The organism is Paenibacillus vulneris (assembly GCF_039543185.1).
GTDB classification, from domain to species: Bacteria; Bacillota; Bacilli; order Paenibacillales; family NBRC-103111; genus Paenibacillus_S; species Paenibacillus_S vulneris.
In genome coordinates, this window is the sequence record NZ_BAABJG010000015.1 from 588639 (window position 1) to 602892 (window position 14254).

Consider the following 14254-nt stretch of genomic DNA (forward strand, 5'->3'; position numbering starts at 1 on the left):
TTTAGGAGTGATAGATGATGCGCAAGTTTACAATGTTATTCTTTTTAATTATGTTCATGATCGGAACCGACACGTTCCTGATCTCTCCCTTGCTTCCGACGCTGCAGAAGGAATTCTCCGTCTCGACGGGCGTCGCCGGCTGGATGATTGGCTCTTATACTCTCGGCTCGGCCATATTTGCCTTGATCGCCGGACCCTTGTCCGACGGCTGGAACCGTCGAACCGTCTTGTTAAGCGGCCTGCTTGGATTCTCCCTCACAACGATTCTGTGCGGCTTTGCTGACAGCTTCTGGATGATGTGCCTGTTTCGCTTCCTGGCAGGCGTCAGTGCAGCCTTCACAGCCCCGCAAGTGTGGGCTTCCATCCCTGTGGTGATGCCGGCATCCAGCATATCGAAAACGATGGGAGTGGCTTTCTCGGGACTGGCTGCTTCTCAGGCTCTAGGAGTACCGATCGGAAGCTGGCTGGCGATGACCCACTGGTCGGTGCCGTTTTGGACGATTGGGATCGCTTCACTGCTGCTGGCTGCTGCCGCTTTCTTCTTGCTGCCTGCTATGAAACCAAGTGCGCGCCATGGCAGTACCTCCATTCTCGCCCGATATGTCCCTCTAATTACAAGCAGTAAGGCGAGAAGCGGCTTCATGGCCTACCTGCTCCTTCATTTGGGTAGCGGGACTGCATTGGCCTTCGTTGGAAAATGGATGGCCGATCGGTTCTCACTGCCAGTAGGACAGATCGGAACCGTTATGATGTTTCTTGGCCTCGGCACGTTGGCGGGCAGCTTGGTTAGTTCTACGGCAACTCGAAAGCTGGGCCATGTAAGGACTGTTATCACGGGCATGCTCTTGCTCGTGATCCTGTACACGGCGGCACCCCATTTAACAAACGTGCCGGTAGTAGCAAGCGTATATTTAGTCATCTTTGCGACGCTCGGAGTTATTTTCCCAATTGTGATGGAGGCTCTCACCTCACTTAACGCCTCGATTCGGGGTACGATCTCGAGCCTCGCTAACTCGACCATGAATGGAGCGAACACGCTCGGGTCTTGGGTGGCCGGCATCCTCTACGTCCAGTACGGCGGGTATTCGTCTATTGGTATTTTCGCAGCCGTGTGCCTTGTTCTCTCCCTTGGAACGTTCCTGATTGGCGGCTTATTATGGAGGAATGCGGAGAGGGCTGTACAGTAACCGTAATTGTTTAAAAATCGGGGGCGGGATAAAGTTGTTGTCGGTAGTCTTACATGGCAGCAACTTTATCCCTCCTGTCGCTATAAGTTTAAATATCGTAAAGTTCAAGTCCACGAAATGCCCTTGCGACCATCTTCAACTTGAAGTCTAACACCAAATTTAACCCATGACCCCACTTTGTAGGAGAGTTAAAGAGGCACCTTTCTCTATCCCTGAGTTGGTTTCGCCTCTATAGGTGAGCCTGTAGTCTGTTTGGATATCGTATCGAAATACTCTACTACAACCTCACGAAATTCCTGAGCGGCACGTGAAATATACCGCCCCTTGTGCCATAATAAAGCAATTTCCCTTACCAATCCGCAATCCTCCACTTGGAGATAGTGGATGTCCTCCCGCGAATTCCTTACTGTGCTTGGCATGAAGGCAATACCAATTCCGGCTTCCACAAGAGTGCTCAGCCTCGCAGGCTCATTGCCTTCATATACATATTTGGGTTCGAATCCAACCGATTGGCATACAGAGTCCACTAAATCGCGAGTACCGTGGCCCTCCTTTACACCGACAAACCATTCATCCTTTAATTCTTTCAAAGAAACGCTGCTTCGTTCTGCCAGCCGATGCCCCTTTGGAACAGCAATGAGTATGGGATCGTTGTACACCATTTGACATTCAATATCATCTTCTTGTATTGGAGGTGAGGATAGACATAAATCAACCTCTCCTCGATGAAGAAGGGTAACCATTTCCTGTGTGGTCAGCATTTGAACATGAAATTGGATATGAGGCCGCCTTTTCCGAAACTCTCGCAGGATCTGGGGCAGCGTGCCCGCAGTGGTTACCGCCAATTTGAGCGTGCCGTGCTCCGGGCTGGACAAATCGACAATTTCCTGTCTCCCCTGCTCCAATTCAAACAAAGCCCTTTCCGCACGGCGAAGGAAGCGGCTTCCGAATTCATTGAGACGCAGATTCCTTCCTGTTCGATCAAATAGCGGAGCTCCAAGATCCTCTTCCAGGCGTTGAATCGTTTTACTCAGTGATGATTGCGTAACGTGCAGACTTCGTGCAGCCTCGGTCACATGCTCCAATCGGGCTACAGTAATAAAATATTGCAATTGAAGAAGTTCCATTTCCTTGCCCCCTAATTCATTCCCTCAAGTCAATGGAATCATAACATAAAATGCGTTGGAGTAAATAACTGATTTCATGTACGATAGCATTAAAACATTTTAGGGGGAGCTTAATAATGAATGCCCGCAGTTGGTGGTTAATGATTTCTGTAGGACTTGGGATCCTGATGAACCCCTTAAATTCTTCCATGGTTTCGGTTGCTATTCCAAGGCTGCAAAATGTGTTTCAGCTCGACTTTACTACGGTTTCCTGGATCATATTTTCTTTCTACATTGCGAGTGCCATTGCCCAACCCGTCATGGGAAAAGCTAGTGACTTATTCGGGCGCAAGAAGATATTTCTTACCGGGCTATTGATTGCCTTCGCCGCCTCCTTAGCAGCTCCCATATCTCCGAATTTTGGGTGGATCATCGTATTCCGTATTGTGCAATCCGTCGGAACCAGCATGATGGTAGCCGTGGGAATGGCTATTGTACGAATTCATATTACGGAGAAGCAAGCGACTGCGCTGTCCGTATTGTCCATATTCCTCTCCGGAGCAGCAGCCATTGGACCGTTTATTGGAGGGGTCTTGATTCACTGGTGGGATTGGCATGCAATCTTTTTCGTCAATATTCCGTTTGCGGCGGCGAGCTTTTTTTTGGCATGGAGGACGATTCCCGAGGACAGAGCTTCGGCACAGGTTGAAAGCAGCATGTCCTTTCGGAAATGGATGAGTATGATGGATGTATCAGGTATCGTCCTTTTCGCAGCGGGTCTGGTTGCCCTGCTCGTTGGATTATTATCAGCAAATTCCACAGGACATGTCTCATCGCTCAATATCGTTGTCGGATTGATCGGCCTTGTGCTGCTTTTAGCTTTTGTGCGACATGAGTTAAAGACGTCATCCCCTTTCATTCCTTTGCGCACTTTCGCCAAATATCCAGCGATAACTTGGGTCAACGTCGAATTCATGCTCGTTAACGTTCTGTTTTACTCGATCTTCTTCGGGCTTCCCTCCTACTTGCAGCTGGTTCGTCATGTCAGCGAATTCCATACCGGGATTCTGATGCTAAGTTTAGGCTTATGCTCGCTCGTTGTTTCCCCGTTCGCAGGACGATGGATTGATAGATCAGGTCCTCGACCGGCCTTACTAGTGTCCGCTATATTAATGACTTTGGGGTCCATATGGATTGTGACCTTGAATCAAGCTTCGCCGGTTATTAGCGTATGTCTGGCATTAGCTGCTTTCGGAATCAGTAACGGGTTGAACAATGTCGGCATGCAAGCAGCCTTGTTTCAAAGCTCGCCAAAACCAATCATCGGTGTGGCCTCAGGATTGTTTAATACTTCGAGATATTTCGGAACCATTCTCTCCTCATTGTTGATAGGTATCGTGATGGGAGGGAAGTTCAGCTTCGAGGGATTTCGATTGCTGGGGATCATCCTTACGATAGTTGCGTTGTCGTTGGTATTCATGAGCCTGCGCCGCCAGGGATCTGAGCAAGCAGCGGATTAGTGAAATAACCCTGCATCGATAAATCGAATTTTTCGCATTCAGCGACCGCGGATTTCAATTATACTATGCTAAAAACAAAAACCGCCTTATTTCTGGCGGTTTTGATCAGATCTCCAATGGATTAAAGCAACATCGTGGATCATTCCATTCTTTCGCTTTATCGGAAAACGTTCATATGAATGTGAAATATTCAACTCATGCAAAATATCAGATAATGCATCCGCGCGTTCCTTTTCCGTCTCCTTGACTTGAAGCGGACCTGCAAAGGGCCTGCCGATAGACTGGATAAGAAAGACGTGCCGGCATGCAGTTTCGTGCATTTTTAACAGACTTGCCTTCATGTCCCGAATCCGGTAAAAGGCATTCGCACCAAATACGATGTCTGCCTTATGCTCGGGGGCCTCCTCCCATTTGCTGATAATCGCTTTTGGAAAGGAACCGATTCTCGTCGGCCAGCTGCTGCATAGTTCCTTGTACATTGCCTTCGACGGTTCAATCAGGGTGATCTCACCGACATTAGGAGCAAGCAATTGCGTGAACCCGCCTGTTCCCGGCCCGATCTCAAGGAGATGGTCATCCGGCGCAAGGTACTCATAAATAGTATTCATGATCGGCTCCGTATAGGGAGCTAACGGATTCCGCTCATCATAGGCGGGTGCGTTTTCGACCCAATAGCTCTCTTCCTCCGCGTCAATTCCCACCCGGCAGTCTTTGGCTGCCGCCTGCTCCCAGGCTTGAATCCAATATTCAGATGGCATTGCTGAAATAGTCGTATTTGTATGACTCATTCGCTGATCTCCTTTACGTCATGGAATAGGAAGAGAAGGCTCTAAACGCCTCTGTTAACTGTTGAGTGTAAGGATGCTCGGGCTGCTCCCATATAGCGGCGCTGTCTCCGAGCTCTACTAAGCATCCCTGATGCATCACCGCAATTCGACTGCAAGTATGGCGAACGAGGTCCAAATCATGGGAGATAAACAAGTAAGACATTTGATACTGCTTTTGAATATGCTGCAGCAGTTCTACGACCTGCGCCTGAACAGAGACATCCAGCATCGAAGTGGGCTCATCCAGGATTAAGAGCTTGGGCTCCAGGGTCAAAGCTCTGGCAATAACGACCCGCTGGATCTGTCCTCCGCTGATCTGATGGGGATACCTGTACAGAAGATCACGATGAAGTCCAACTAACTCCATCAGCTCAAGGACCTTAGCCACGCCTTCTTCTTTATCCATCAAGCGATGCAATGTAATCGGCTCCAGCATGCTTTGAATAATCATTTGACGCGGATTTAATGCGGAGTCCGGATGCTGGAATAAGATCTGCATTTGCCTGCGAAGCGGCTGCATTTGCTTCATCGTGTAATACGTAATATCGACGCCATTAAAAATAATGCTTCCCCCTGGATCGCAAGGAAGAAGCTTTAGTATGAGTCGGGATAATGTTGATTTGCCGCAGCCGCTCTCTCCTATTAAGCCCAAGGTCTCACCGGACTCTATATTCAATGAGATGTTTTGAACCGCCCGATAACGGCGTTTATGTAGCCAGCCGGTTTGAAAGGTTTTGTTCAGGTTGGCGACCCGGATCATAGAGAAAACACCTCGCTTTACTTGCTTCTGCTTGTTCAGTGCCCGTACAGCTGCCCGGGGTTGTTACTATGGACAACGAATACAATTCAGGCATTTCCATGCTGCACTCTTGTTGCCTATGCTTGCATCGGCTATAGAACGAACAGCCAGTGCTCGTCTCAGAGACTCCCATGCTTGTACCTGGAATAGGCACCATCCCCCGGCCGGGAATCGATCCGAGGAGCCCTTGGGTATAGGGGTGCTTCGGATTGCGAAATAGCTCCTTAGCGTCGCCCTGCTCTACTATTTGGCCTGCATACATAACGCCGATCCTGTCGCATAACGATTCCGCTACATGCAGATCATGCGTGATAACGAGCATTCCCGCACCCGTTTGTTGAGCGACTGTCCTCATCATTTCTACTGTCTGATATCTGACCATGGCGTCCAAGCCTTTGGTAGGTTCATCCGCAATAATAAGGGATGGATGACCGCACATGCCGATGGCAGCAAGAACCCGCTGCTTCATTCCACCGCTAAGCTGAAAAGGGTAGCTTCCCATTTTACGCTCCGGTTCCGGCATTTGCAAACGCGACAAGAGCTGTACAGCATCCATATGGAGCTGTTTTCTTCTTTTATTTGTCCGGTGTCTGACCATGGCTTCTTTCAGCTGATATCCGATGGTCAGAACGGGATTCAAGGAGGTCGCCGGATTTTGCGGGATCAGCGCGATCTCACTGCCTCTCCATTTGCGCAAGCTTCTTGGATCCAGCTTCAGTACATCCTGTCCTTTAAACATAATGGATCCTGTTACTTGTGCGGTGTCGGGAAGAAGACCGGGAATGCTAAGGCCCAGAACCGATTTCCCGCTGCCGCTTTCACCGATCAATCCCCAGATTTGTCCTTGATGCAGATCAAGGGAAACCCCCTTCACGGCATGAACCATCCCTTCTTTCGTCCGAAAGGATGCTGTCACATTCTGAATTTGAAGTAGCGGGGCCATGATTAACCACTTCCTTCCATTTAAAGTAACGATCTTTCCTGAGACGATTTGGTATCGAGCTTGTCTCTAACATGATCCCCTATCCAATTGATGCATAATGACACGACTGCAATACAAAGTCCGGGTGCCAGCATGAGGTGGGCATAGCTTCGAAAGTACGGCCTTGCATCATTCACCATAACGCCCCAATCGGCTGCGGGAGGCTGGAGCCCCAGACCGAGAAAGCTTAGAGAAGCGATAGATAAGATAACCCGGCCTATCCGAATCGTAAATAATACGAGTAACGGCCCTATCATATTAGGAATGATGTGACGAACGATGATATAATAATGTCCGGCTCCCAAGGCACGAATGCCTTCGACATACGACTCCTCGCGAATCTTCATGACTTCCCCACGGACCACCCGGGAGAAATCCGGCCACGAGGTTACGATAAGGGCAATAAACAGGCTCTTAATCCCCGGCCCTAGGGTCCCTGCTATAGCCAGCATGAAAGCAAGCCCCGGCAAGCCTTGAAAAATGCTCACGATGCCCTGAATGAGATCATCGATCCATCCTCCCCAATAGCCCCCTATCGTTCCAATGATAAGTCCTAACGCCATGGTGACAGCCGTTACCGCGATGGCAAGCAGTATGGATACCCTTCCTCCATAAAGAAGCCTGCTGAACACATCTCTGCCCAATGTATCCGTCCCGAGGATATGCTCGGGAGAAAGTGGTGCCAGCCGTTCTGACATATTCACCTGATTGGGGTCATACGGTGCGATCCACGGCGCCAGGAAGCTGCATAAGAGGATCAATAAAAGCACTAAGCAAGCGAATCCGGCAGCCCCCTTCAGCATCACCCTTTGGCCTGGTAGCCTGATAGAGGCAAACTCCAGCTTCATTGAAGCTTCCCTCCCAATCTCATTTGCGGATGAATGACAAGGTAAGACAAATCGACTAGCAAATTAAAAGCCACATAGACAAGACCTGTAAATACGACATACCCTTGAATAACGGGATAGTCCCTGCGAAATATTCCATCCATAGCAAACCTTCCAATACCCGGTATGGCAAAAATCACTTCCACTATGACCGATCCGCCAAGTATAGCTCCAAAGTAGGATCCGATGACGGTAATAAGCGGAATCATGGCATTTCGCAAAGCATGAATCATCAATATGCGTGTGTCGGGCAGACCTTTGGCTTTGGCTGTTACCATATATGCCTGATTCCATACCTCAAGCAGTGCCGCTCTGGTTAAGCGCATCAGGACTGCACTCGTTCCGGCTGCCAATACGATGGCAGGCATAATGAGATGTTTAAAGGTTCCGTAGCCGCTGGTAGGCAGCCAGTGAAGCTTTTCGGAGAATACGGTAATCATCAGAATGGCCAGCCAGAAGCCTGGGATTGAAACCAGGGATAAAGCCAATATTCGCGCCGTATGGTCAAAAGATGTGTTTTTCTTCATGGCCATGAGCATTCCCAATGGGATTCCAGTGCCTACTGCGATGACCAAGGCCATCCCCGAAACACTCAATGTTACAGGAAGCCGGCGCAGCAGCTCTCCGCTTACGGATTCCTTCGTCATATAAGAAATTCCAAGATCCCCATGACTCGCTTTCCACAGCCAATGAGCATATTGGACAATCATCGGATCATTCAATCCAAGCTCTGCCCTTTTCGCCTCAATTTCTTGCTCTGTCGGCTCCTTAATCCCATTCATGCTTAAAGCTTGGACCGCAGGATCTCCGGGCGAAGCTACACTTAGTGCAAAAGCTATAAAAGAAATACCCATAATGACCGGAATGGCTGCTGCTATCCGTCTAATGAAATACATCATGTTACGATGCCCATTTGAGCTCGGGAAGCGTAGTTCCGTAAATCGTTGCCTTATAACCGGTAATTTTCTTGTTGTAAGCAATCAAGCTCGCATCGTTGAACAATGGAATCGTCGGCAAATCGGATGCCGCTATCGTCTGAAGCTCATTATAGATGCCTTTGCGCTCGTCCATGCTCAGGGTGGCTTTTGCTTGATTCAGCAGCTGGTCCACTCTGTCGTTTTTGTAGCCAAGGCTGTAGCTTTTATTGCTGGAGCCTGTGCTGGATAAATAGTTGGTGAATAACGTATACGGGTCTCCGTTCGGAAGACCTTGCGTAGCCAATGCCAGGTCATAATCTCCTTTGGCCTCGGCATCTTTAAAGGCGGCCCCATCCAGAATGCGGATATTCACATCCAGCTGCAATTCCTTCAGCACGGATTGAAAAAGCTCTGCTTGCGCTTTATATGGGTAACGGTCCAAGCCGTAAGTCGGCACGATCAACTCGATGCTTTTTCTTTGATTGCCCAGTACTTCAGCTGCCAATTTCTTGGCCTCTTCTGGCCGATAGTCCAATGGGATATCCTTATAAAACGGCGAGGTATTGTTCAGAAAATTAACCGTTGCCGCAGGATAACCCAAATAAAGCTCCTTCACTAATTGCTGGCGGTCTATCATCATGCTAACGGCTTGACGTATTTTGGGGTTGTCAAAAGGCGCTTTTTTTCCATTCGGATGAAGATAATGAGAGATGGTTGATTTTGTAGCCGAAAGCTCGAATTGCGAATCCTTCAACAGTTCTTTGGCCAGAGTCGGAGGAATAGCACCGAGGTCCATAACCCCCATAATCTCTCCTGATTTCAAAGCGGCAAGTCTGGTATCAGGATCCGGAATGACGCGAACACGTATCCGTTGGCTGGCAGCCTTCTGACCATAATAGCCGTCGAAAGCTTCCAACAATGCAAATTGGTCCTTCTTATGTTCGATCAGCTTGAAAGGGCCTGTTCCTTGAGGAAGGCCATTAAAATCGCCTTTTTCATTGAAATTTTTAGGGCTGTAGATCGGGCTTGAGAAATTCACCATCGAATACAGTAAAGTCGGTTGCGGATTCTCGAAGACGAGCTTGAAGGACATATCGTCGACCTTGACGACATCCTTTAACCCAGGATAAGAGCTTTTGATATCCAGAGTATAGAACGGCGAGCTCTTGGGACTTACTTGCTTGTACCGGTTAAAGTTAGCGATGACCGCATCAGCATTCAGCTTCTCTCCATCATGAAACTGAACATTCTCCCGCAGCTGAAAGGTCCATTCCTTGCCGTCCTCGGACATCTTCCAAGACTTTGCCAGCTTGGGGGCAGGCTGTCCATCCTCGGAGGCTGCAATTAACGGCTCCCAAACATAAAGAATTGTACTTGTGTAGTAGGCATCCTGAGGACCCGGAGCCAGATCGCGAGGAGCGGCCAGCACGACCTCTTCCGGATGTACGCTGCCGGAGGAAGCAGATGAATTAGCCTGAGGCTGCGCAGACGGACTGCACCCGGCCAATGTAAGCAGTACGCAAAGCGTCAACAGGATAAGCTGAAGTGCCATTTTGCTCCGAAAAAATGAAGGATGCATAATTATCAATTCCTCTTTCTTTCTAAAAATGAAATACAAAAAAGACATCTTTACCCAGACGTGAAGCTAGAAAGGTAAAGATGCCCCGGTTGTTGAGGAACAAACGAAAAGCCGTCTTTAACACTTCCCTATCAGCCGTAGGTAAAAGCAGTGCTGTCAGAACAGGCAGGTCTCCTGGCTCTGGACTCCTCATCATCAGCAGCCTTCCCGGTCTATGGCTAGACCAGTGGCACCGTTGCTGTGACTCCTCCATTACAGTGGCGGGACCGCGTCGGTATTGCACCGAACTTCCCTATTAAGCTTTAGCATCTGCTAAAGCACCTTGTTCCCCTTATATGCAATTTGTATGAAGCTTATCTGATCATATAGGATAATTCGATTTTGGGCAAGCGTGAAGCATCCATCATAAAGCATCAGTCACCAAACAGGAAATCATCATCCGTCAAAGTTTCCACGTTAACCGTCCGAATATACCCGTTGCCTTTCTTGGAAAAGAAATCATGCTGCTTCGTACGGGTATTAATCCCGTTAAGGACGATAGGATTGATATCCTCTTCCGGGAACAAAGGCTCCAGCCCCAGGTTCATCATGGCTTTGTTTGCATTATAACGCAAGAAGGCTTTCACTTCGCCCGTCAGCCCTACTGCGGTATACAACTCCTCTGTATATTGCTCTTCGTTGCTGTGCAAGTAGCGAAGAAGTCCTTGCAATGTCTCATAAGCAGCTTGCTGTTCGTCCTGATCCAATTGGGCATACACCTCTTGAGCCAGCATGCCGACATACAACCCGTGAATGCTCTCATCGCGCAGAATCAGGTTAATGATCTCCCCGCTGCTCGTCATTTTCCCTTGCCCGGCAAGGTACAGCGGATAAAAGAAGCCGCTATAGAACAGATAGCTCTCGAGCAGTACGGAAGCTGCCATCGCCAAGTACAAATCTTTGCGTGAGTGAATGTTGTTATAATATTGGGATATCGTCTCCGCTTTGACCTGTAGGAAACGGTTGTTTTCAATCCATTGAAAAATGCTATCGATCTCTTCCGTCGATGCCAATGTGGTAAAAATACTGCTATACGATTTGGCATGGATTTGCTCCATCATCCCCATAAAGCCGAGGACCGCTTTACGCTGCAGCCCTTCGACGAGCTCGAGAATTTTGGGCATTCCGACGCCGCCTTGTACCGTATCGAGCAGCGTTAAACCGCCAAGTACCTTCATGTACAGGTCCCGCTCCGCATCGTTTAATGTCAGCCAGGACATTTTATCATCGGATAGCGGAATCTCCTCATCCGTCCAAAATTGCATAATATTTTGCTTCCAGAATGTATCCGTAAAATCGTCATCTGGACGGTTCCAATTCACGGCTTTCCAAACACTCATTGCTGCAACTCCCTTTCCAGCTTATCTTATACGGAACAACTGATGCACTCTTCAACGGAAAGATGGTTCGTCCGAGTGTAATAAAGAGATTTCAGTCCTTTTTTAGCTGCGTAAATATAGTATCGAGCCAGCTGTCTCGTAGTCACATCGCTGTTGACGTGAAGTACCGTGGATATTCCCTGGTCCACATGCGTTTGAATTTCGGCAATCAAATCCAATACCTTGAACTGATCCATCTGATAAGCCGATTTATAGAAGAAGTAGTTATCTCTGCTCAAATACGGCATCGGATAATAGGTAGTAGAGTTGGCATAGGTACGCGTTTCGATTTGCTCGACAATCGGCATTACGCTTGACGTTGCATTCTGGATATAGGAAATGCTCTGTGTCGGCGCAATCGCAAGCCGGTAAGCATGATATAATCCGTAAGCTTGTACAGCGGACTTCAGGCTCGCCCAATCTTCGGGAGACGGGATCGTCATGTCCTTGAACAGCTCTTGTACCTTACTTGTAACGGGTCTGTAGTCCGTTTCCAAATAACGGTCGAAGTAAGTGCCGTTCGCATAGTCGGATTGCTCGAAGCCTGCAAACGTAACGCCGCGCTCTTTGGCAATCTCCATGCTTCTTTCCAACGAGTAATAGTTCATCATCATAAAGAAAGCACGAACGAAATCTTTGGCTTCTTCGCTTTCATAAGCGATTTTATTTTTGGCCAAGTAGCCGTGAAGGTTCATCGCTCCAAGTCCGACCGAATGCATCTCTTGATTCGCTTTGGCAACGCCAGGGGCATTGGCGACGGTCGTCATATCGCTGACCGCTGTCAGTGCGGTAATCCCTTCCTTAACGGATTCCTTCACTTTATTCAGCTCCATCACGTTGGCAATGTTCAAGGAAGCAAGGTTGCAGCTGATATCGCGGCGGATTCTATCCGGCTGGCCGTAATCGTTGATTTCCGATGTCTCCTGCAGCTGGAAAATTTCCGTGCAGAGGTTCGACATTTTTATCGCGCCCAGCTGCTTCAGTGGGTGTACGCGATTGGCATTGGTTTTGTTCATAATGTAAGGATAGCCTGATTCCAGCTGAATCATGGAGATCTTGATCATCATATCGCGTGCGCTCATCACGACTTTCTTACGCACACGATCATTAGCCAGTAATTCATCATACATAGCATCAAGATCCATATCATCCAAATGGGTTCCATACGCTTTATAAACGGAATAAGGAGCAAACACGTGCAGAGGCTTGTTTTCTTCCGCCAGCTGATAGAACTTGTTAGGGATGATCAACCCGATCGATAAAGTCTTAAGGCGTGTTTTTTCATCGGCATTGATCTTCTTGCTGTCGAGCAGCTCCATAATATCCCAGCCGAAAATGTTATAATACGCAGCTCCCGACCCTCTGCGCTGCCCCATTTGATCGGCATAGGAGAAGGCATCCTCCATCAATTTGAGCACCGGCATAATGCCTTTTGCCGCACCTTCTACATCTTTAATCGGTTCTCCGCGGCCGCGTAATTTGGATAAATTGACCGCCACCCCTCCTCCGATTTTGGAAAGCTGCATGCATGTGCCGAGAACATAGTTAATCGAATTCAGAGAATCGTCCATTTCCAGCAAAAAGCACGAAACCATTTCTCCGCGACGGCTCTTGCCCGCATTCAGAAATGTCGGAGTCGCCGGCTGCACACGTTGGTCCATCATGGCCGTAGTCAGTGTTCTAGCCGTATTCATATCTCCACGAGCCAGATGCAGCGCTACAATCGCCACTCTATCCGGGTAATGCTCCAAGTACATCGTGCGGTCATTGCTCTTCACTGCGTAATCCGTATAAAATTTGGATGCCGCCATGTAGGAAGGAAATTCGAAGCGATAGCTATGCGCGATTTCGTAAATTTCCTCAACGTCAGCCGGTGAATACTGCTGATATACATCCTCGTAATAGTCGTTATCGATCATATAGCGCACTTTCGCACTCGTATCCGCGAATTGTACGCTTTTGCTATGTACTTCTTCCATAAACGCCTTTACGGCTTCCTTATCCTTTTCCAATTGAAAAAAGCCGTCCGTATCTCTTTGCAGCAACAAATTGTTCAATTCAATATGCAGCAACCAAACGCACCTCCTGTTTAAACCGCTCTACATCCTGCTTCGTTCCTGAAAGCTCAAACTTGCTTACTACCGGTACCTTATATAATTTCGCGATAAGATCGGCGCTTCGGGCAAAGCCTTCTCCCCAATTCCGATTACCGCTAGCTGAAACTCCCATGAGATTCGCATGATTCTTTTGAAGAAAGGACATCACTTTCTGAGGCACTTGACCGAAGCCCGTAGTATAGGTGATTAGAACGAACGGTTCATTCACCGTCATCATTTCCTCTATTTGAACCACTCGCATATTCAGCTTTTCGACAAAACGGCGAACATTTCCCGTCTTGGAGTCATAAGCGATCAACATGCATTTCTTCCCCTTCCTTAGTCCCCGCGGAGCAGGCATAAAAAAGCGCGTTCGGCTAACAGGGCCGAATGCGCTGAAACGAGCATGCAAATGTACATACTTCATTAAAGACGTAACGGACACCTTCCTGTTCTCCGCAGGCCGTGTCAATGATCAGGCAGGTCTCCTGGCTAGAGAATCATCATGATCGATCTGCCTTCCCAGCTTGTTTGGTTCCCAAGCCAGTGGCATACAAGACCGATCCTCCTCTCTTACAGTGGCGGGACCGCGCCGGCTTCTCACCGGACTTCCCTATTAAGCTTTCTCGTTCTATTGAACGAAAAGCACCTGTCACAACAATATATAGTTGGCAATAAATAATCTATATCAATATATGGTATTTGTCAATGGATAGGATGGCCCTTGTTTTAGTATTTTCATAGACTTCAGCCTACAGCTGACAGTCATTTTCATGCATATAAAATGCCGCTGAGACTTGCTGCAGCAAGCCTTTTGTCGATGACAAAAAAGACCCGGCGCATGCTGCGCAGGTCCTAATCATCCGAAAAATTAGTTATTTAGTCCTGGGTACAAAGAAAATTGAACTGCTACATCTTTCACATTCCGCGAAACGA

General features: G+C 48.3%; 12 protein-coding genes and 2 riboswitches. Of the genes, 2 read left to right on the forward strand and 10 right to left on the reverse strand.

The genetic code is table 11. The annotated features are described in order from the left end of the window. The first annotated feature begins 14 nt into the window (after positions 1-14). Positions 15-1187: an MFS transporter gene (locus ABEA66_RS16220; RefSeq protein WP_345588881.1), complete on the forward strand. Its 1173-nt coding sequence runs from the start codon at positions 15-17 to the stop codon at positions 1185-1187. Between the two features lie 206 nt (positions 1188-1393). On the opposite strand, the gene ABEA66_RS16225 is transcribed toward ABEA66_RS16220, so the two are convergent. Beyond that, on the reverse strand, positions 1394-2314 hold the full coding sequence (locus tag ABEA66_RS16225; RefSeq protein WP_079911523.1) for a LysR family transcriptional regulator: 921 nt from the start codon (positions 2312-2314) through the stop codon (positions 1394-1396). Positions 2315-2430: 116 nt separating this feature from the next. Between ABEA66_RS16225 and ABEA66_RS16230 the strand changes: the two genes are divergently transcribed. Beyond that, a complete protein-coding gene (locus ABEA66_RS16230; RefSeq protein WP_345588884.1) occupies positions 2431-3813 on the forward strand; it encodes an MFS transporter in 1383 nt (460 codons plus the stop codon). 86 nt (positions 3814-3899) lie between these two features. Here ABEA66_RS16230 and ABEA66_RS16235 read toward each other — a convergent pair whose 3' ends face one another. The 9 genes from ABEA66_RS16235 to nrdI all read right to left on the reverse strand — a co-directional run bounded on the left by ABEA66_RS16235 (position 3900) and on the right by nrdI (position 13640). Then, complete coding sequence (locus ABEA66_RS16235) at positions 3900-4601, reverse strand: class I SAM-dependent methyltransferase (protein WP_345588886.1); 702 nt, start codon at positions 4599-4601, stop codon at positions 3900-3902. A 13-nt stretch (positions 4602-4614) separates the two neighbouring features. Beyond that, entirely contained in the window at positions 4615-5400 is a 786-nt protein-coding gene (locus ABEA66_RS16240; RefSeq protein ID WP_345588888.1) for an ABC transporter ATP-binding protein, read from the reverse strand. Next, on the reverse strand, positions 5348-6382 hold the full coding sequence (locus ABEA66_RS16245; protein ID WP_345588890.1) for an ABC transporter ATP-binding protein: 1035 nt from the start codon (positions 6380-6382) through the stop codon (positions 5348-5350). The genes ABEA66_RS16240 and ABEA66_RS16245 overlap by 53 nt, the downstream gene beginning before the upstream one ends. A 20-nt stretch (positions 6383-6402) precedes the next feature. After that, a complete protein-coding gene (locus tag ABEA66_RS16250; RefSeq protein WP_345588892.1) occupies positions 6403-7269 on the reverse strand; it encodes an ABC transporter permease in 867 nt (288 codons plus the stop codon). After that, positions 7266-8207, reverse strand: coding sequence for a nickel ABC transporter permease (gene nikB / locus ABEA66_RS16255; protein WP_345588894.1), 942 nt, complete (start codon positions 8205-8207; stop codon positions 7266-7268). Before nikB ends, ABEA66_RS16250 begins: the two co-directional genes overlap by 4 nt. 1 nt (position 8208) lies before the next feature. After that, positions 8209-9804 carry an ABC transporter substrate-binding protein gene (locus ABEA66_RS16260; protein WP_345588896.1) on the reverse strand — a complete coding sequence of 532 codons (1596 nt, stop codon included), beginning with the start codon at positions 9802-9804 and terminating at the stop codon, positions 8209-8211. Positions 9805-9951: 147 nt separating this feature from the next. Next, positions 9952-10144: riboswitch (cobalamin riboswitch) on the reverse strand. A gap of 73 nt (positions 10145-10217) precedes the next feature. Continuing rightward, positions 10218-11183 carry a class 1b ribonucleoside-diphosphate reductase subunit beta gene (gene nrdF / locus ABEA66_RS16265; RefSeq protein WP_079911535.1) on the reverse strand — a complete coding sequence of 322 codons (966 nt, stop codon included), beginning with the start codon at positions 11181-11183 and terminating at the stop codon, positions 10218-10220. A 26-nt stretch (positions 11184-11209) separates the two neighbouring features. Then, positions 11210-13294, reverse strand: a complete 2085-nt coding sequence (gene nrdE, locus ABEA66_RS16270; protein WP_345588899.1) for a class 1b ribonucleoside-diphosphate reductase subunit alpha — start codon at positions 13292-13294, stop codon at positions 11210-11212. Next, positions 13281-13640 carry a class Ib ribonucleoside-diphosphate reductase assembly flavoprotein NrdI gene (gene nrdI / locus ABEA66_RS16275; RefSeq protein WP_079911539.1) on the reverse strand — a complete coding sequence of 120 codons (360 nt, stop codon included), beginning with the start codon at positions 13638-13640 and terminating at the stop codon, positions 13281-13283. The genes nrdE and nrdI overlap by 14 nt, the downstream gene beginning before the upstream one ends. Before the next feature lie 139 nt (positions 13641-13779). Beyond that, positions 13780-13986: riboswitch (cobalamin riboswitch) on the reverse strand. Positions 13987-14254: the final 268 nt, after the last annotated feature.